Here is a 17,928-nt window from a genome sequence, read left to right as displayed (position 1 = left end):
AGTCAATAGGAATATGGCTCTATGAAGCGTATCGCCATAGTGGAAGATGAAGCCGCCATTCGAGAAAATTACAAGGATGTGTTGCAGCAACACGGTTATAGCGTACAAACCTATGCCGACAGGCCATCGGCTATGTTAGCCTTTAATACGCGATTACCCGATTTAGCGATTATCGACATTGGCTTAGGCAATGAGATCGATGGTGGCTTTATGTTGTGTCAATCCCTACGCGCGATGTCGAACACCTTGCCGATTATCTTTTTAACCGCCCGCGACAGCGATTTTGATACCGTGTGCGGCCTGCGCTTAGGTGCCGACGATTACCTAAGTAAAGAGGTGAGTTTTCCACATTTGACCGCACGCTTAGCCGCATTATTTCGCCGTTCAGAACTCGCCGCCAGTCAAACGCCACAGGAAAACCTACTCGAACGAGGTCCCTTAACCATCGATGCTAATCGCATGCAGGTCTATTGGAACCAGCATCCTATCGAACTAACCGTAACCGAGTTTTGGATGGTACATGCGTTAGCAAAACACCCTGGCCATGTCCGTAGCCGTCACGAATTAATGCAAGAGGCAAAAATCTTTGTTGATGACAGCACTATCACTTCCCATGTGAAACGGATCCGGAAAAAATTTATCGCCTCTGCTCCTGAATTTGATTGTATCGATACGGTTTATGGCATGGGCTACCGCTGGGACAGCCTAGCCTAAGTAATGATGGGATCTGCTTTGATGTATAACCTATGACACGTTTTCCCTTCGGCTTACGCACAAAAGTCATTGGCCTTAGCCTATTTTTACTCTGCCTACCTTGGCTTGGGTATCAATATGTTTGGGAGATGGAAAAGTACTTACGCCATGGTCAAGAACGTACTTTAGAAGGAACCACACAGGCGCTTGCAACTGCGCTGCACGAGCGCCCAAAGCTGTTTGATGGCCAAGCGAGCTTTTTAAAGCAAGTGGAAAAAAGTCGCGATCTCTACGCTTATCCACTGGCGGGAGCAATATTACTCGATGGAAAACTTAACGAGTGGCAGGAATATCAGCACAGATTTATCCAATACGGAGAGGCGAATCAAATCATGCGCGCCGATCCAACTACACCCTTAACCTTAAGTTTTACCCATATGGTCGGCCAATATGATGGTTACCTGTACGCCTTTTTCCAAGTAGTTGACCCTAATGTGGTGTTTCGTGGCAAGAATGCCCTCAGTGTCGATAGAAATGATCACTTATCCATCGCCACATTGTCACCCGACAATAAATTCAAACGCTATATTGTTGCCACCACTCAGCCAGGCTGGATCAGCGCCTTCGAATTACCCGCTAATCCTAAGCTGACGGTGCCTGTCACCCCGGAAGTGCGTATCCAAGGACAATGGGCAACAACCGATGTGGGCTACAATATTGAGCTGCGTATTCCCCTTAATATGGTCGGTAGCAAACTCGGCTTTGCCATTGCCGATGTGAATGACAGTAAATATCGCGACATCACCGCAATTGTGGGTACATCCGCCTTGGACACCGTCGATAAACTCGGCACTGTATTAGTTCCATCACCAGAAATTGAAAGTATTATCAAAGGGATGAGTCACTATAGCTCAAGAGTATGGGTGGTAGACAAACATGGGCGGGTATTAGCGAAATCCGGAGATCTGCGCGCGAATAGCAGTGTCTGGACCCGCACCTTAGAAGATGAAACACCAGGCTCACTCTGGGGAAGCTTTAAACGGGATTATCTGCATCCCCTGTATTACAAAATTCTGACAAAACCACCCAAGGATTTTATTGATTCGCTGCAGGATTCTACTGAACTTGATGGCAGCCATATCCAAAAAGCGCTCTCCGGTCAGCAAAGCTCGACTTGGCGCTTAACCCCAGATAACAAAGCGGTAGTACTCGCCGCTGCGAGCCCTATCTGGATTGATAACAATGTGATGGGCGCCGTCGTTGCCGAAGAAACCACCCACGGTATTCGTACTCTACGTAACCGTGCCTTGGAAAAACTCTTTAACGTGATCTTGACCATTATGAGCATGGGCACACTGGCGCTGTTCTTCTTTGCTTCGAGTATTTCAAACCGAATTCGCAAACTGCGGGATGAGGCAGAAAATGCCATCGACAGCCAAGGTCGAGTGCGCAATAACCTTAAACCGTCAAAGGCTCGGGATGAAATTGGCGATCTTTCGCGTAGTTTTTCGAGTATCGTCGGACGCCTAGGCCAATACACCCATTATTTGGAAAATATGTCGTCGCGCCTCTCCCACGAACTCCGTACCCCCGTCGCCGTAGTGCGATCGTCCCTTGAGCATTTAAACCTGCAAACCTTAGATCAAGATGCGCAAAAATATGTCGACCGCGCGCAGGAAGGCGTGAGCCGCTTAAGCATGATGCTCAATAATATGAGCGAAGCAACGCGCCTAGAGCAAAGTTTATTGCAGGCTGATATCACTAAGTTTCCACTGTCTCAAGTGATCAGCGGTTGTATGCAGGGGTATCAAATCACTTATCCTGAACAACGATTTAGCGTAAAAGTGCCAGAACAGCCGCTGATGATGCAAGGCGTACCCGAATATATCGCTCAGTTAATGGATAAGCTTATCGCCAACGCGATTGAGTTTTGTCACAAGGATAGCGCCATTGAAGTGACGCTCACCCAAGTAGGTAAACAAGCCACATTACTGATCAGTAACTTAGGGCCTGAACTCCCAATTGATATGTCGGAGCAGATTTTCGATTCTATGGTGTCAGTGCGGATAAATCAGGCTCAAGATAAACCGCACCTCGGCTTAGGCTTATATATTGCGCGGCTAGTCGCTGAGTTCCATCAAGGCAAAATTCTCGCCCGTAACCGTAGCGAACACGATGGTGTGGATATCCTAGTCACACTGCCATTAAATTAACAAATTAAGTAGGTCCTTGGTCAAAGTGAGGCTTCCTTTAGAGCAGAACCTATCGACAAATGGCACAGGAGCGAAGAACATGAGCCAAACTCATCACTTCGTCTCTGCCATTTGTCAGAGTAAATGCTAAGATGACCGCCATAACAAGGGATGAGTAAAAATTTGCCCAACCTACTGATTCAGCCTACTGATCCAACCTACATGCCAAGGTAATGCTTCTATGACAGACAAACATCGTCAAGCCACCCAAATCGTCAGCTTAGGTCGAGACAAAAAATGGACTAAAGGTGTGATTAATCCACCCGTATTTCGCGCTTCGACTATCGTCTTCGATACCATGGAAGACATGCGCCACGCCGCAAAAAATAAAACCAATGGCGAGATGTTTTACGGCCGCCGTGGCACCCCAACCCATTTTGCCTTTCAAGCTGCGATTGCCCAATTAGAAGGCGGGGTCGGTACTGCGCTCTACCCTTCAGGCGCGGCAGCGATCAGTGCCGCACTACTGTCATTTTTAAAAACGGGCGATCATTTGTTGATGGTCGATAGCGTGTATGAACCCACGCGGGATCTGTGTACGCATATTCTCGCGGGCTTTGGTATTGAAACCACTTACTACGATCCCTTGATTGGCGCGGGCATTAGCGACCTTATTCGTCCCAATACTAAGGTGCTGTTTTTAGAGTCTCCGGGCTCTATCACCATGGAAGTGCAAGATGTGCCAACTTTGTGCCGTATCGCCCACGAACATGGGCTTGTCACTATACTAGACAACACTTGGGCCTCGCCCATCAACAGCAAACCTTTCGAAATGGGAGTCGATATTTCCATTCAAGCGGCCACTAAATATATTGTCGGTCACTCGGATGTGATGATAGGCACCGCCACCGCTAACGAAAAATACTGGCCGCAACTGCGTGAACACAGCTATTTGATGGGGCAAACTACCTCGCCAGATGATGTATACCTTGCCGCGCGCGGCCTGCGCACCTTAGGCGTGCGTATGGCGCAGCATGAAAAAAATGCAATGCAAGTCGCTAATTGGTTGAAAACCCGCCCAGAAGTGGATCATCTGCGTCACCCCGCGTTTGATACATGCCCTGGGCATGAGTTCTTTAAACGCGACTTTAGTGCCTCAAACGGTTTGTTTTCCTTTGTATTAAAGCGAGGTGATGCCGATGCGGTCACCGCGCTGGTGGAAAATATGAGCCACTTTAAAATGGGCTTTTCTTGGGGGGGCTACGAGAGTCTAATTTTAGGGATTTTCGGTATTGACAGGATCCGCTCGGCAACGAAATGGGATCCGAGTAAACCCTTAATCCGTTTGCATATTGGTTTAGAAGATCCCGCCGATTTAATCGCCGATCTCAGTGCTGGATTTGAACGCTTTAACGCCGTTCTGACAGCTAAAGCGAAGTAACTATGTCGCTTAGGCGCTCGATGCTAGCGGCATAAAACAAAAGGGGCGGAATGAAAGTTCCGCCCCTTTTTATGCTTATGCAACAGAAGATCTAAGCTATTCACTTTGCTGCAATTAATTAGCTTTAGTGCCTACATTTAGTACAGGGTCAACCCAAGCCTGTGAACCATAAAGCGGCACAGTTGAGAGCGCATGCTTATGGCTGCCGTTAGTCTCTTTTGTTGAATAAGATAAATACAGCAGTGTCTGGTTTTGTGCATCATAAATTCTGCGCACTTTTAATGACTTAAATAAAATACTCAAGGACTCAGTGAAGATGACTTCACCGTGTTTTCCCATATCAATGTTAGCAAGATCGGCACGAGTAATAGGCCCAGTCTGGCGGCAACTAATGCTCATATCTGATGGATCGGCAAAATCTAAATTGGCTTCGATACGACTAATATGACAGGTCACCCCCGGAATTTTAGGATCCTGCTTAGCATCGATAATCACATCCTTTGTGGTGAAAAGCCCAAGGCTCACCTTACCCACATCGTCACCACAACCCGCGAGCAATAGACCCACAGTGGCTACAAACGCACACTTCAACAGAGTTTTCATTTATACATCCTTTTATGTTATTGCTTATAGGTTAGTGCTTAGCAAATAGCTTTTGCGCCCAGCGAGTAAGTCCTGCTGTCACAGAGCCAAAGTGATCGCCGACCACCACGGGAATATCGGGATAAATGCCAGCAATTTTCGCATAAATGGCAGGACTTCGTGCAGTCCCGCCCGTCACGTAAATCACATCGGGTTTACATTCAGCTTCAGCGGATAAATCCTCTGGTTCTGGACCGTCTACTGCGACATTTGTTGCTACCAAGGTTTTTGCGGCTTGCGCAAGCGCTTGGTGCATCAGGGCTTCCACTTTCGTTAATGAGGGTTCGATGGCATTTTCAAACAATTTACGACTGACCCCAACCTGTAATGCCGCATCGACAAAATCCAGATTAATATCAGTATGCTCGGTGTCCGACAGTCCAATTTTAGCACGCTCCGCTTGGCGAACTAACTGATAGCTTAACTGCTGTTGCTGCACTTTTAATAAGCGATGCAGTAAATGGGGCTGCTCGGCATCTTTAATTAATTCGTCGATCAATTTGCGGCTACTTAAGGTGCTAAATTCACGTTGGGCACTGATATCATTTACCGCAACCGCATTCCAAAATGGGTTACTTGGCATAGGCTTACCATTAAGCATTAACGAACCTAGTCCAAAATGCGGCATAAACGCATGCATGGCAAGGGCGATATCAAGATCGTTACCACCAATACGCTGACCACTGTGACCAAGACAATCCGCTGCGCGATCGAGGTTCGCTTTATGGGCTGGCCCCATCTTAACGACTGAACAATCCGTTGTACCGCCGCCAACGTCAACCACCAGCACGGTTTGGTTGTCGATAAGGCTCGCTTCATAATCCATACCCGCAGCCAGTGGTTCAAAGAGAAAGGCCACATCGATAAACCCCGCGCGTTTTGCCGCTAAAGTTAGAATCGCCTCAGCCTGTCTATTACTTTCCTCACCACCGATACCTTGGAAGTTTACTGGACGACCTATCACCGCATGGGTAATGATTGACTCATCGCCCTCTTGAGCTAATCCTTTTTTAATTAACACAGCTTCTGCACGGGTTTTAATATGCTGCATCATCAAGGTGACAATATCCTCAAACAACGCAATTTGCTCAATCCTTAATCCCGAGGCTCCTAAAAATGATTTTGGCGAACGGACATAAAATCCTTCCTCCGGCATCTCTAAATAGGCGCTTATCGCCTGCTCTCCAACAAACACAGCTTGGGTATCGGTATCAAGATCTAATTCATGGCGCACTAAACGTGCCCGACTTAATTGAGCCGCACGTTTTTTGGCATAATCAGCTTTAAATTCAATAGGAAGCCCACGATACACTGCCTCAGCGATAAGCTCTCTATCCATCGCATAGAGCGTAGAAGGTAAATACGCTGACTGCTCTGATAAAGATAACAACTGGACATTCTCGCCTAGCATAATGCCGACGGCGCAGTTGGCACTCCCATAATCAAATCCGACAAACATACCTTTCACTCCCGCGATAAAAAAGCCGAGCAAGGTAACATAGTTTGTGTCGATCCCAAAGAAGTTAGCTTATATACCGACACGAGCCCCCCATTAATGAGTACTTAGTGCGCTTTCATTCAAGGTATATGAGCGAATGCCAAAGCCCTTTATTGCGTTGATACCACAAGCCGTGGAATGTCATCAAAATAACCCAACACGATGGCTCTAAAGCAAATCAAGTGGCTTTCATATTAAGGTCATATTTCTGTCATACTCGTCATCAATCTGACATATTTCCCTCGTATCTTTAGCCGAGATAAATTCCAGACCGATTTTGGCGCTTGTACAATATTTATCATTGAAATTCCTTCACTTGTCAGCCGTAAATCTGATTGCACAACGGCGGATGAATGCTATTGTATAGTGCGCCATGACGCTTGCTTAAAGGAGCTGTGCAGTGTCCCCGAATACCGATAAATTATCGATTGATAAAGAACTCTCCTGGTTATCTTTTAATGAGCGGGTATTGCAAGAGGCTTGCGATCCTAATGTCCCCCTTGTTGAACGGGTACGTTTTTTGGGGATATTTTCCAATAATATGGATGAATTTTTCCGCGTGCGCGTTGCTGCTGTTAGGCGATCTATTTTACTTTCAGCCTTACAGGAAGGCCGCAGTAATAGTCGCCATTTAATGGCCAAAATCCAATCTAAGGTGATGGCATTACAGGAACGATTCGATAGTATTTATACGGATTTAATGCGAGAACTCGTTCGTCGTAATATTTTGTTAATCAATGAGAAACAACTCAGTGAGTTTCACAGTAATTGGCTTAAAAAACATTTTAGAGACCATTTTAAACGCCATATTGCCCCGCTGATCGTCAGTAATAACCGCGATCTGGTGAAACATATCAATGATGATTCAACCTATCTGTGTGTGTGCTTATACACCAAAGCCCGCCGTCAGTATGCCCTAGTAGAAGTGCCGACAAAAAATGTACCACGGTTTCTCGAGCTTCCCGCGGAAAAAAGTAAAGCGAAAAAGTATCTTATTTTACTCGATAACATTATCCGTCACTGCGTAGATGAACTTTTTGGCCCCTTCTTCGAATACGATGCGATTGAAGTCTATTCAATGAAACTTACCCGTGATGCTGATTTTGATATCACAGACGAGTTAGAGCAAACTCAGCTTGAAAAAATGACTAAGGGCTTAAAAAAACGTCTTACGGCTGAACCCGTGCGCTTGGTATATGACAAAGAAATGCCCGAACATATGTTAGTCATGCTCAAAGAGAATCTAAATATCAGTTCAACCGAATGCCTAATTCCCGGTGGGCGTTACCACAGTTTTAAAGACTTTATCGGTTTTCCGAATCCTAGCCGTGATTACCTCGAAAACGAAAAACTCCCCGCGCTCAATAGCGCAGGATTTGGCCGCTGCGCCAACAGTTTTGATGCGATAAAAATGGGCGATATTATGCTCAACTACCCGTACCATAAGTTTTCCCACTTTACCGAAATGGTGCGCCAAGCCGCTTACGATCCTGCAGTGCGTTTTATCCGCATTAATTTATATCGAGTGGCAAAAAAATCCCACGTGATGCAGTCACTAATCGATGCGGTTAAAAATGGCAAACAAGTTACCGCCGTGATTGAACTTAGGGCAAGGTTCGATGAGCAATCCAATATCGAGTGGACTCGTATTTTGGCCGAAGCAGGCGTAAAAGTGCACCACGGGATCACCAGTTTAAAAGTGCATTCCAAGCTCTGTTTAATTGGTCGCGAAGAACAAGGAGAAATCAAACTCTACTGTCACGTGGGATCTGGCAACTTTAACGAAGGCACAGCGCGGGTCTACACTGACTTATCATTGTTTACTGCAAACCAAGAAATTGCCCGTGAAGTTGAACAGGTATTTGACTTGATTGAACACCCATATCGCCGAGATAACTTCCAACATTTGATCGTGTCGCCCTACGATGCACGACAAAAGCTCACCTACTTAATCGATAAAGAAATCGTCAACGCACAGAGTCACATTAAGGCAGCTATTACCTTAAAATTAAATAACTTACTCGATGATGCGTTAGTGCAAAAACTCTATGAAGCCTCTGCTGCAGGCGTAAAAATTAAGTTGTTAATCCGCGGAATGTGCTCGCTGATCCCGCAAATACCAGGCATCAGCGACAATATCGAAGTTTACAGTATTGTGGATAGATTCCTCGAGCATTCCCGCGTAATGTTGTTCCATGCGGGGGGCGAAAATAAGCTCTTTATCTGTTCGGCCGACTGGATGAGCCGTAATATTGATAACCGTGTTGAAGTCAGTGTACCTATTTATGATCTGCGCCTAAAACAAATGGTGATGGATATTTTATCTTTACAGTTTAATGACAACACTAAGGCCCGAATAATCAATAAGGAGCAAAGTAATCCTTATCGAAACCGCGGCAATAAACGTAAAGTGCGTTCTCAAATTGCCATTTATCAATATCTGATTAATTATGAGAAGCGACAACAACAGGAATTTAACGCCCAGATGGAAGCATCACAAGCGACTTCCTCCGGGGAGTTTACCCTAGAGAAAAAACCAGAATTACAGGACAAAGCCAGTTAATCACTGGCTTTATTATCATCTCGATTGCCTAAGGATAATCCGATTGGTTGCCACACATTCACAACCGCGACACTTTGTCGCCATCGACATGGGATCAAATAGTTTTCACCTTGTTATTGCCCGTGAGCAAGATGGCAGTTTGCAGATATTACACAAAGAAAAACAACAAGTTCAGCTAGCTACTGGGTTAGATACACAAAATATGTTAAGCCAAGAGGCGATGGAACGAGGCCTAAATTGCCTGCGTGATTTTAATCAACGCTTTTCAAACCTTGACCAAGCACAAGTGCGTTTAGTAGCAACTCATACCCTTAGGGTGGCTAAAAATCGTGAGCAGTTTATTGAAGCAGCGCTTGCCATTTTGCCCTATCCAGTGGAAGTCATTTCTGGCCATGAGGAAGCGCGCTTAATTTATAACGGTATTGCCCAAAGCCAAGTATTGGGGAAACGTAATCTCGTTATCGATATTGGTGGTGGCTCTACCGAGGTCGTGCTTGGACAGAAAAATACTCCCACCCATTTATCCAGCTTGCGCTGTGGCTGTGTCAGTTTCAACGAACGCTTCTTCCCAAATGGACATATTACACCAGCCTCCTTTCGCGCCGCACAAAGTGCTGCCGATAAGCAGTTTGCTTCCTTATCAAAAGAATACTTCAGCGGTCATTGGGACTTAGTGCTGGGCAGTTCGGGAACCGTCAAAGCCATATGTGAAGCCGTTCAAGAAGATCACGGTGATGAAGTCATTACCTTAACGCGGCTGAAACAACTCAAGTTGAAATTAATCAGATTTGGGCACATTGATCATGTCCAATTCGCCCATGTGGATAACAAACGCACACCGTTAATCTCCGCAGGTCTTGCTATTTTAATTAGTTTTTTTAGACGCTTACCTGTTGAAAAGTTGGAGTTTAGCCCTGGGGCGCTGCGAGAAGGCGTGTTATATGAGTTAGCTAAAATTGGCCAATATCAAGATATACGCCACCGCACTGTGGATAGCATTGCCCAGCTTTACCATATCGATATGCCCCACGCGATTAAGGTACGAGATACTGCGATGGCATTGTTTGAACAGGTTGCCGATGAATGGCAATTAAGGCCCCATGCTCGATTACTCGCCTATGCCGCCACCTTACATGAGATAGGTTTACACATAAATTCAAGGGCATTGCATAAACATGGCGCCTACATCATCAGTAATAGCGATATGCCAGGGTTTAGTGAGGCATTACAGCAAGATCTAGCGCGACTGATTGTCAACCATCGTAAAAAACCCTATGAGTTAATGCTTGCTGAATTAGAGCCAAATCATAAATTGACGCTCATTCGCTTACTCTGTCTATTACGCCTTGCTGTTCTGCTCAATCTTGGCCGTATCGCCAAATCATTGATTTTGGAGCAAATTCAAGTTATTCCAGATGGCGTTATGTTAGTGCTACCCAGCCATAAACGAAAAATAAGCCTTTTTATGAAAGACTTACAGCGAGAGCAAAAGCAAATGGCCGCTCTTGGAATAAATCTGCGTTTAGTGTCGAGTATCGCCTCCCACAACGATAAACACTCACTTGAACCAGAAATCACCACTGACACTGTGGGATAATCATCGCCATTCTCACAAAAGAAAAAGGCTCGTATTACAAAACTAGCGCCGCATCATACGAGCCTTTGGACGACATTCGTTTAGTATTGCAACGGCTTATCGCTCCTGCAGCAAACGCAATCTCAGCGACATCATTAAACTAACACCCTGTTAATATGTGTCTGATGATAATGCAAACGCGTAATCGCTAAAGCAATCAAGGCTAATAGAGTCAAAGATCCCATTACCACACCACGCCACATCGCCTCATGCCAAAACAGCATTAAATATGGGCCACCCATCGCAGCGCCCAAATAATAACAACATAAATAGAGTGAGGTAGCCTTAGCGCGATCGCGGCTTGCACGCATTGCTACAAAGGAATTGCAACAACTGTGAGTCAGAAAGAACCCACAGGCCGTCATTAAAAACCCCGCACAAATCGTCAACGTCGTATCAAACAAGGTCAGTAAACTGCCCAATAACATCAACCCCCAAGACCATTGATATAGCTTGTGTTGACCAAATTTTGCCAACCATTTTGCGGTAAAATATGACGCGACAGTCCCACTGGAATAACACAGAAAAATCAAGGTTGCTTGAAAACGGCTCCATTCATAGGGCGGTGCCATCAAATGTAACTGGATAAAACTAAACTGATTGACCATCATCATAAAAGTAAGACCACCAATAGCGTAGACTAAACGCATTTGAGGATCGGTTAAATGATAGCTAAAACCATGAAAGTCTTGCATTAAACGTGCACGTTTGGACAGGCGCTCAGGCTTATGGACTTGGGACATCGCTTGAGCATCTGCACCTGAGGGTAATAAATAACTGGTCAACGCCACCCCGGCTAAGGTCACTAAAAACAATAACCACATTGATGCTTGCCAAGATAAAAACTGCGACATCATTCCTCCCAGTAAACGCCCCACAATACCACCAATACTGTTAGCCATAATGTAAATGCCCGCGGCTTTAAGCATAGTGCTGGGGGATAACTGCTCTTTAAAATAGGCCATCGCAATAGCAGGAACAGCAGCCAATACAAAACCTTGCAGCAATCTCACCAAAAGTAAACCATTAAAATCCGGCGTCCAAATTAGCAATAGATTTGAAAGCGCTAATAACCATAAACTCACAACAATAGGAGCATGCCGGCCAATACGGTCAGATATTACCGCGTAGATAAGTAATGAAAACGCTAAAGAAAAACTAGTGACGGAGAGGATCAAGGTCGCCTTAGAGCCGGATACCGCAAAGTGTTCGGCAATTAAGGGCAACATGCCTTGCATTAAATACAAATTGATATACACCACAACGGAGGCCACGCACAGGGCCCACATTAATCGGGTATCACGCTGTTTATTGTCAATCATAGTGTCCAACACGGCTTGCACGCTAGCCTCGATACATCTCACTCATAGGATAGACAAAGGTTAGCACTGGGCATAACATAACAATAATAGATAATTAGTATCGTAATTATTGATTTTTGTTATAGATAGATTTCATTAATAACTCTGTGTGAGCCAATAGATGGATATACGTCAACTCAAACATTTAGACGCCCTTGCTAACACTGGCAGCTTTACTGCCGCGGCTAAAAAACTCAATATGGCGCAACCTGCGCTCAGTCAGAGTATTAAACGTCTTGAGCAATCCCTAGGTGTTACCTTAATCAATCGTACTAGCCATAAAAATGACAAACTACTGGCCCTCACCGCTGAAGGTTTAGTACTCCATCAACATGCCACGCTTATCCTAAAGCAAATCAAACAGGCCGAGGCACAAATCCATGCAATGGCCAATCTCACCTCGGGTGAAGTGCGTATTGCAGTGCCGGGTATGCTCGGTTCCTTCTATTTACCCTCGCGGTTAATGGCCTTTCGCCATCAATACCCCGAGCTAAAACTGTCACTGTTTGAAGGCGGCACCCGCGATGCACTACGTATGTTACAGCAAGAAGAAGTGGATATTGCGATTATTACCGCCCAAGATCTACAGAGTGATTTTGACAGTCAACTGTTAATCCGTGAACAAATGGTGATTGCAATGGGGACAGAACATCCATTAGCAGAACATAATGCTGTTAGCTTGAGCGATTTTTTTGACCATGAATTAGTGATGTTTAAGACAGGTTATTTTCACCGTGAATGGATACTGTCACAGGCAAAAGTGTTAGGAAAAAAGCCCAATATTGCCTTTGAAACCAATCTGATTAACTTGATAAAACAAATTGTATCCCAAGGCTTTGGTATCACCAGTGTGCTGGAAATGGCGATCAGCCCGAAGGACGATATTTTAGCTAAACCCTTCGATCCACCCGTCTTTTTAAATCTGCATATTGCGTGGAAAAAACAGCGTCCAGTCAGTCAAGCCGACCGTGCTTTTGTCGAGTTTCTGATGAAGAATCGCTAATAAAAAAGCCCTTTCAAATCTAAAAGGGCTTAATCACTTATCAGTTTTATCGGTTAGCCATAACGGCTTTCATCAACACTTCAGTAGTATATTTATCATTATTGATCACAGGATAACGGTCATAGGTTTGGAATATAACCTGATCTTGATACTTGATCATGGCAACAACACCGTACTGAATTCGTTTATCAATAGACTTCGCGGGTAATGAAAATTTAAATGGCACGGGGGCGCGGGCAATATTAAAGGTCTTTTGTGCTATCACAACCCCTGGTGTATTAAGATCAATAATGGCAATAGTAATTTCACAACCTTGAGGCAAGAGAATTTTCTCTAAATAACCCGCTGCACCATTAATAATCACCGGTGGTTCAGGCTGTACAGTCACACAACCATTAAGCAAAATAGCCATCAGTGAACATATTACAAACGACTTGATTTTCATAACCATATCAACTTCCCTTTACCATACGTATAAGACCTTCTTGAGTAGAAGAAGCCACTAACTCGCCCTGTTGATTAAAAAATTGCCCTCTAACATAACCCCTACCACCACTGGCATTAGGACTATCGATACTGTAAAGCAACCATTCACCCATATTGATTTGTCGATGGAACCAAATAGCATGATCTATCGTCGCCATTCGTACACCTGGACTTAAAAATGAGACACCGTGGGGCTGCGCTGCCGTCACTAAAAAGTTAAAGTCGGAAGCATAGGCAAGTAAATATTCATGGATATGGGCATCATTTGGCATAGGGCCATTAGCTCTCATCCAAACATAACGGTACGGCTCGGTTTCTTTAGGCGCAAAAGGGTGCAGTGGATTGACCAATCGCATCTCAATTGGTGCATCGGCCATAAACTTTTCCAGCATTTTAGCCGGAACTTTATCCCGCATCGTCATCGCAAGTTCTTGTTGATTCAATAAACCTTCAGGGCCAGGAACCTGTGGCATCATTGCTTGATGACTAAAGCCTTCTTCAGGTTCTTGGAAAGAACAGGTCATATGAAAAATAGGGCGTCCTTTTTGGATAGCACTCACACGCCTTGCACTAAAACTACCGCCATCGCGCATATTCTCCACTTCATAAACAATCGGCAGTTTTTCGTCGCCCGCACGTAAAAAATAGGAATGCAAAGAATGTACGTTACGTTCAACAGGAACCGTTTGTTTAGCAGCACTTAAGGCCTGCCCCATCACTTGGCCGCCAAACACATGGCCAAAACCCAGATCTTGGCTTTGACCACGAAAGAGGCCAATTTCAATTTGCTCAAGGGAAAGTAATGATAAAAGATCGTCTAATACCTGACTCATGGGATCCTACTGACCTACAGAATAGTTAACCATTAATACTAAAGGGTAACTCAGTTCTACTAGGGCTGACCAGCATTGAGTAAATAATGCTAAAACGAAAATGCTGTTCACTCAGCACTAATCAATTTTAATATCGTGCTCTAATGCGCTGAGCTTTGACCAAGAAAGCACTTTATCCTCACCACAAGCATGTAAACTCACGGGAAACGCTTGATAAATTTGATGCCAACATTGAGCCAATTTATGGGGTGTGCATAATCCTTCACAAAAATACATCGGCAAAAACTCAGCAAACATGCCATGGCTGACACTCCCTGCCCCCGCCAAAATATGCTGGCCGTTGGGTGCATGTTCGCTGACTAAAAAAGCGGTCGTGGCGGTCAGGGTATCGAAGGAAAATAAGGGTTGAATTGCTGTTGCCAAATGCTTTTCTGTCATTGCTGTGACCGCCTGTGGACATAGGCTGTTCACTCGAATATTGTGCATTTCTCCTTCGATAGACAGACTGTTAACCATACCAACTAGAGCCATTTTGGCTGCACTAAATCCTACTTGATGTAAATCACCAAATAACCCGGATACTCCTGTGGTCATCACAATACGGCCATAGTTTTGCAATTTCATTAATGGCCATACCGCTTGAGTCAAATAAAAACTGCCATTTAAATCCACATCTAACTGTCGCTGCCATTGTTCTGGTGTGATCCTTTCAAAGGCACACGCCCCATAAATACCCGCGTTATTAATTAAAATATCAATCCGTTGCCAGCTTTTCGCGACGGTATCAACCATACGATCTACAGCCGCTTTGTCACTCACATCGAGGACAAACTGGAGGCAATCACAACCTAATTTAATAATACTATCATATGTTTGATTCAAGTTGTCATTGATGGAGTGAGTAACAGATTGAGCATCTGTACTGACTTCAGCACAGTGAACTGTAGGTTGATCGATAAGTACGACTTTTGCACCCCGCTCTGCCAGCATAATAGCGTAAGCTCGGCCAAGTCCTGAACCCGCTCCGGTGATCAGTGCCACTTTCTTATCGAAACGCATCTGAACGTATCCTTATTGATATAATGCAAATTCACATTATCTGGAGTGTGGACCTTATGTAAAATCAATATAGATACCTAAGTGCTTCTCTTTAGATAACACTTGGGTATACATGGCATCTTTGATGTTTACAACCTAATGAGTGCATTGAACAATTTACCTAAATTAATAAAATCTTAGGTAAATGCTTATTTAACCCTTGTGCTATAACAACACAGACTTTTATGATTTTCTTTGAGCTTGGCGACAAATATCATTCCATATAAGTCAACATATGTGCGCCAATTCAAACTCTGTTAAATGCGTTTATTAGATAGTGCTCACTTTCGAGCAAAATATTGTTATGCTACTCCTAATTAAATATCGATTTCATTTTCGAGATAACGACTGGACGCCATGAATCCTTGGATTTTAGCCATAAGACCGCGCACGCTTCCTGCGGCAATAGGGCCATTATTAATTGGTAATATACTTGCCTTACACCTTAACAGTTTTAGCTGGTTAATTGCTGCAACCTCCATGCTCTGCGCCATATTGTTGCAGGTTGCCGTTAACCTTGCTAACGACTACTTTGATTTTAAAAATGGTATCGATACAGCTGAACGTATTGGCCCCATTCGCGTTACCCAAAGTGGTATGATCCCCGCAAATAGTGTGCGTAATGCCATGATATTGTGTCTTATCCTTGCTCTCGCTGTCGGTTCGTATCTGATTTGGCACGGAGGCTGGCCCATCGCCATTCTCGCCGCAGCCGCTATTTTAGGTGCTCTTGGCTACAGTGGTGGCCCCTATCCCCTCGCCTCCCATGGGCTCGGTGAAGTAGCGGCATTTGTCTTTTTTGGCTTAGTGGCAGTGGTGGGCAGTTATTATCTGCAGGCGGGCGATACGACAATCAATGCTTGGTTATTAGGCTGTGCGATTGGCTTATTTAACGCTGCGATTATGTTGGTAAATAACACTCGCGACATCCGTACCGACACCCAAGCGGGCAAGCATACTCTAGCGGTACGTATCGGCGAAGCTCAGGCAAAAGTGCTTTATCAAGCCTTAATCTATTTGCCCTTTGGCTTAGTCATCGCTGGCTTTTTATTCGGTATTTTACCCGGCTTACCAGTGCTACTTGCGGGATTATCTCTGCTTATTGCCCGCAAACTCAGTAGCGATTTTTATGCCGTTTCTGGTGAAGCCTTAAATCCGTTACTCGGCCGCACAGCTAAGTTAACCATGATTTTCAGTACCTTGTTTAGCGTGGGTTTAGTGTTTACCGCATAAGAGTAAATCCGCTAAGCTAATGCTACACCACAGCTCAATGCTGAATATAAAAAGGTTCATATCTTCGATAGATACGAACCTTTTTTATTGGCCGCAGCACGACTTCAATTTGGCTTAATATCGACGAGGGAAATCCTCCCCCCCATTTATTGCCAGATATAACCAGAGATCAGCGTGTTTAACAAAATACCATTAAAGTTACGTTCGGCATGGGATGAACCATGATGGCCTGCACCAAAACACACATGTAGCGGTAATAAATGTTCTTCCCGCGGATGACTAAAACGCGCTTCAGGGGCTGATTGCCAATGAGTTAACGCTATTTTTACCTCGGCAGAACTAACACTTGCCGTTAAAGTTTGCGTCAGCCAATAGTCAAACTCTGCGCTGCGGCTTTGGACCGTGGGATCGCTTGAAAAAAACGCCCGCATATTGTGAAACGACATGCCAGACCCCACGATCAACACCCCTTGGTCCCGCAGCGGCGCTAAAGCCTCCCCAATCGCTATATGGATTTTAGGATCGAGGCTGTGGACTAACGACATCTGCACCACGGGAATATTCGCTTCAGGATACATCAACTTAAGTGGTACAAAGGTACCGTGATCAAATGCGCGTTCGCTATCTAAGCGGGCGGCGATGCCCTTATCTGCTAGCATATTCGCAATCTGTTCGGCTAATTCTGGCTCACCGGGTGCAGGATATGTCAGCTGATAAGCCTCAGGTGGAAATCCATAGTAGTCATACAAAATACTTGGCTTTGGGCTACTCGACAAAGTCACCACAGATTCTTCCCAATGGGCAGTGATCAACACAATCGCCTTCGGAGTGGGCATTGGTGCTGTCACTGAAGTTAAAAATGCACGCAACTCCCTATGATTAACATCATTGAGCAAAGGCATAGGGCCACCACCATGGGGCACAAATAGCACAGGCATACGACTCGCGTTAACTTGCATCATAATTCTCTCGTGTTGATTAACTTATATCTGTACTACTGGCTTTAAACTCAGCATTTTTCGCTTAACTCACTGTTCTACATAACACTTCAATGCACGCTTAAAATGCGAAGCGATTCAGCACCAACTGCCGCTGAAATCGCACTAAACGCTCCACAATTTCATCGAGTTGAATAATCGCATCGCACACACCCCATTAAACCTGATATTTGCCGTCAGTCTGGGACATAAATGCACAACAACGAGCAAGAATGGAATCGATTATGAGCCGATAAAAGATAAATAAATAT

14 protein-coding genes are annotated in these 17,928 nt (G+C 44.8%); 7 read left to right on the top strand and 7 right to left on the bottom strand.

Annotation, left to right across the window (positions count from 1 at the left end; all coding sequences use genetic code 11):
* The first annotated feature begins 21 nt into the window (after nucleotides 1–21).
* The 3 genes from pdsR (at nucleotide 22) to MZ182_RS08640 (ending at nucleotide 4,326) form a co-directional block, all read left to right on the top strand.
* Nucleotides 22–714 (top strand): proteobacterial dedicated sortase system response regulator, encoded by a 693-nt coding sequence (pdsR, locus tag MZ182_RS08650; RefSeq protein WP_011789576.1) that lies wholly within the window; start codon nucleotides 22–24, stop codon nucleotides 712–714.
* 32 nt (nucleotides 715–746) lie between these two features.
* Entirely contained in the window at nucleotides 747–2,906 is a 2,160-nt protein-coding gene (gene pdsS, locus MZ182_RS08645) for a proteobacterial dedicated sortase system histidine kinase (protein WP_011789577.1), read from the top strand.
* A 220-nt stretch (nucleotides 2,907–3,126) separates the two neighbouring features.
* Entirely contained in the window at nucleotides 3,127–4,326 is a 1,200-nt protein-coding gene (locus MZ182_RS08640; protein ID WP_248065923.1) for a cystathionine beta-lyase, read from the top strand.
* A gap of 114 nt (nucleotides 4,327–4,440) precedes the next feature.
* On the opposite strand, the gene MZ182_RS08635 is transcribed toward MZ182_RS08640, so the two are convergent.
* Both MZ182_RS08635 and yegD read right to left on the bottom strand, forming a co-directional pair.
* Nucleotides 4,441–4,929, bottom strand: coding sequence for a CreA family protein (locus tag MZ182_RS08635; protein ID WP_011789579.1), 489 nt, complete (start codon nucleotides 4,927–4,929; stop codon nucleotides 4,441–4,443).
* Between the two features lie 31 nt (nucleotides 4,930–4,960).
* Nucleotides 4,961–6,427, bottom strand: a complete 1,467-nt coding sequence (yegD, locus tag MZ182_RS08630) for a molecular chaperone (protein WP_248065924.1) — start codon at nucleotides 6,425–6,427, stop codon at nucleotides 4,961–4,963.
* 439 nt (nucleotides 6,428–6,866) lie between these two features.
* Between yegD and ppk1 the strand changes: the two genes are divergently transcribed.
* Nucleotides 6,867–9,029: a polyphosphate kinase 1 gene (gene ppk1, locus MZ182_RS08625; RefSeq protein WP_248065925.1), complete on the top strand. Its 2,163-nt coding sequence runs from the start codon at nucleotides 6,867–6,869 to the stop codon at nucleotides 9,027–9,029.
* A gap of 43 nt (nucleotides 9,030–9,072) precedes the next feature.
* Nucleotides 9,073–10,626: an exopolyphosphatase gene (ppx, locus tag MZ182_RS08620; RefSeq protein ID WP_248065926.1), complete on the top strand. Its 1,554-nt coding sequence runs from the start codon at nucleotides 9,073–9,075 to the stop codon at nucleotides 10,624–10,626.
* Nucleotides 10,627–10,760: 134 nt separating this feature from the next.
* On the opposite strand, the gene MZ182_RS08615 is transcribed toward ppx, so the two are convergent.
* Entirely contained in the window at nucleotides 10,761–12,008 is a 1,248-nt protein-coding gene (locus tag MZ182_RS08615; protein WP_248065927.1) for an MFS transporter, read from the bottom strand.
* Between the two features lie 139 nt (nucleotides 12,009–12,147).
* On the opposite strand from MZ182_RS08615, the gene MZ182_RS08610 reads away from it, so the two are divergent.
* Nucleotides 12,148–13,029, top strand: coding sequence for a LysR family transcriptional regulator (locus tag MZ182_RS08610; RefSeq protein WP_011789584.1), 882 nt, complete (start codon nucleotides 12,148–12,150; stop codon nucleotides 13,027–13,029).
* 46 nt (nucleotides 13,030–13,075) lie between these two features.
* On the opposite strand, the gene MZ182_RS08605 is transcribed toward MZ182_RS08610, so the two are convergent.
* The 3 genes from MZ182_RS08605 to MZ182_RS08595 form a co-directional block, all read right to left on the bottom strand.
* The gene (locus MZ182_RS08605) at nucleotides 13,076–13,480 is read right to left on the bottom strand and encodes a YbaY family lipoprotein (RefSeq protein WP_011789585.1); all 405 of its coding nucleotides are present in this window, start codon (nucleotides 13,478–13,480) and stop codon (nucleotides 13,076–13,078) included.
* 1 nt (nucleotide 13,481) lies between these two features.
* Nucleotides 13,482–14,348 carry an acyl-CoA thioesterase II gene (gene tesB / locus MZ182_RS08600; RefSeq protein WP_011789586.1) on the bottom strand — a complete coding sequence of 289 codons (867 nt, stop codon included), beginning with the start codon at nucleotides 14,346–14,348 and terminating at the stop codon, nucleotides 13,482–13,484.
* A 117-nt stretch (nucleotides 14,349–14,465) separates the two neighbouring features.
* A complete protein-coding gene (locus tag MZ182_RS08595; RefSeq protein ID WP_011789587.1) occupies nucleotides 14,466–15,407 on the bottom strand; it encodes an SDR family NAD(P)-dependent oxidoreductase in 942 nt (313 codons plus the stop codon).
* A 396-nt stretch (nucleotides 15,408–15,803) separates the two neighbouring features.
* On the opposite strand from MZ182_RS08595, the gene MZ182_RS08590 reads away from it, so the two are divergent.
* Nucleotides 15,804–16,679, top strand: a complete 876-nt coding sequence (locus MZ182_RS08590) for a 1,4-dihydroxy-2-naphthoate polyprenyltransferase (protein WP_011789588.1) — start codon at nucleotides 15,804–15,806, stop codon at nucleotides 16,677–16,679.
* Between the two features lie 146 nt (nucleotides 16,680–16,825).
* Here MZ182_RS08590 and MZ182_RS08585 read toward each other — a convergent pair whose 3' ends face one another.
* Nucleotides 16,826–17,641 carry a DODA-type extradiol aromatic ring-opening family dioxygenase gene (locus tag MZ182_RS08585; RefSeq protein WP_248065930.1) on the bottom strand — a complete coding sequence of 272 codons (816 nt, stop codon included), beginning with the start codon at nucleotides 17,639–17,641 and terminating at the stop codon, nucleotides 16,826–16,828.
* Between the last annotated feature and the right edge of the window lie 287 nt (nucleotides 17,642–17,928).

The organism is Shewanella sp. JNE2 (genome assembly GCF_023159115.1).
Lineage (GTDB): Bacteria > Pseudomonadota > Gammaproteobacteria > Enterobacterales > Shewanellaceae > Shewanella > Shewanella putrefaciens.
The sequence above is the reverse complement of the archived record's forward strand: the minus strand, read 5'-3'. Positions and strand labels throughout refer to the sequence as shown.

Bases quoted from the DNA above. Each gene is read 5' to 3' on its own strand.
- MZ182_RS08635 (WP_011789579.1), bottom strand. From the start codon at position 4,929: ATGAAAACTCTGTTGAAGTGTGCGTTTGTAGCCACTGTGGGTCTATTG.
- pdsS (WP_011789577.1), top strand. From the start codon at position 747: ATGACACGTTTTCCCTTCGGCTTACGCACAAAAGTCATTGGCCTTAGC.
- yegD (WP_248065924.1), bottom strand. From the start codon at position 6,427: ATGTTTGTCGGATTTGATTATGGGAGTGCCAACTGCGCCGTCGGCATT.
- MZ182_RS08640 (WP_248065923.1), top strand. From the start codon at position 3,127: ATGACAGACAAACATCGTCAAGCCACCCAAATCGTCAGCTTAGGTCGA.
- tesB (WP_011789586.1), bottom strand. From the start codon at position 14,348: ATGAGTCAGGTATTAGACGATCTTTTATCATTACTTTCCCTTGAGCAA.
- MZ182_RS08610 (WP_011789584.1), top strand. From the start codon at position 12,148: ATGGATATACGTCAACTCAAACATTTAGACGCCCTTGCTAACACTGGC.
- MZ182_RS08605 (WP_011789585.1), bottom strand. From the start codon at position 13,480: ATGGTTATGAAAATCAAGTCGTTTGTAATATGTTCACTGATGGCTATT.
- MZ182_RS08590 (WP_011789588.1), top strand. From the start codon at position 15,804: ATGAATCCTTGGATTTTAGCCATAAGACCGCGCACGCTTCCTGCGGCA.
- pdsR (WP_011789576.1), top strand. From the start codon at position 22: ATGAAGCGTATCGCCATAGTGGAAGATGAAGCCGCCATTCGAGAAAAT.
- MZ182_RS08595 (WP_011789587.1), bottom strand. From the start codon at position 15,407: ATGCGTTTCGATAAGAAAGTGGCACTGATCACCGGAGCGGGTTCAGGA.
- MZ182_RS08585 (WP_248065930.1), bottom strand. From the start codon at position 17,641: ATGATGCAAGTTAACGCGAGTCGTATGCCTGTGCTATTTGTGCCCCAT.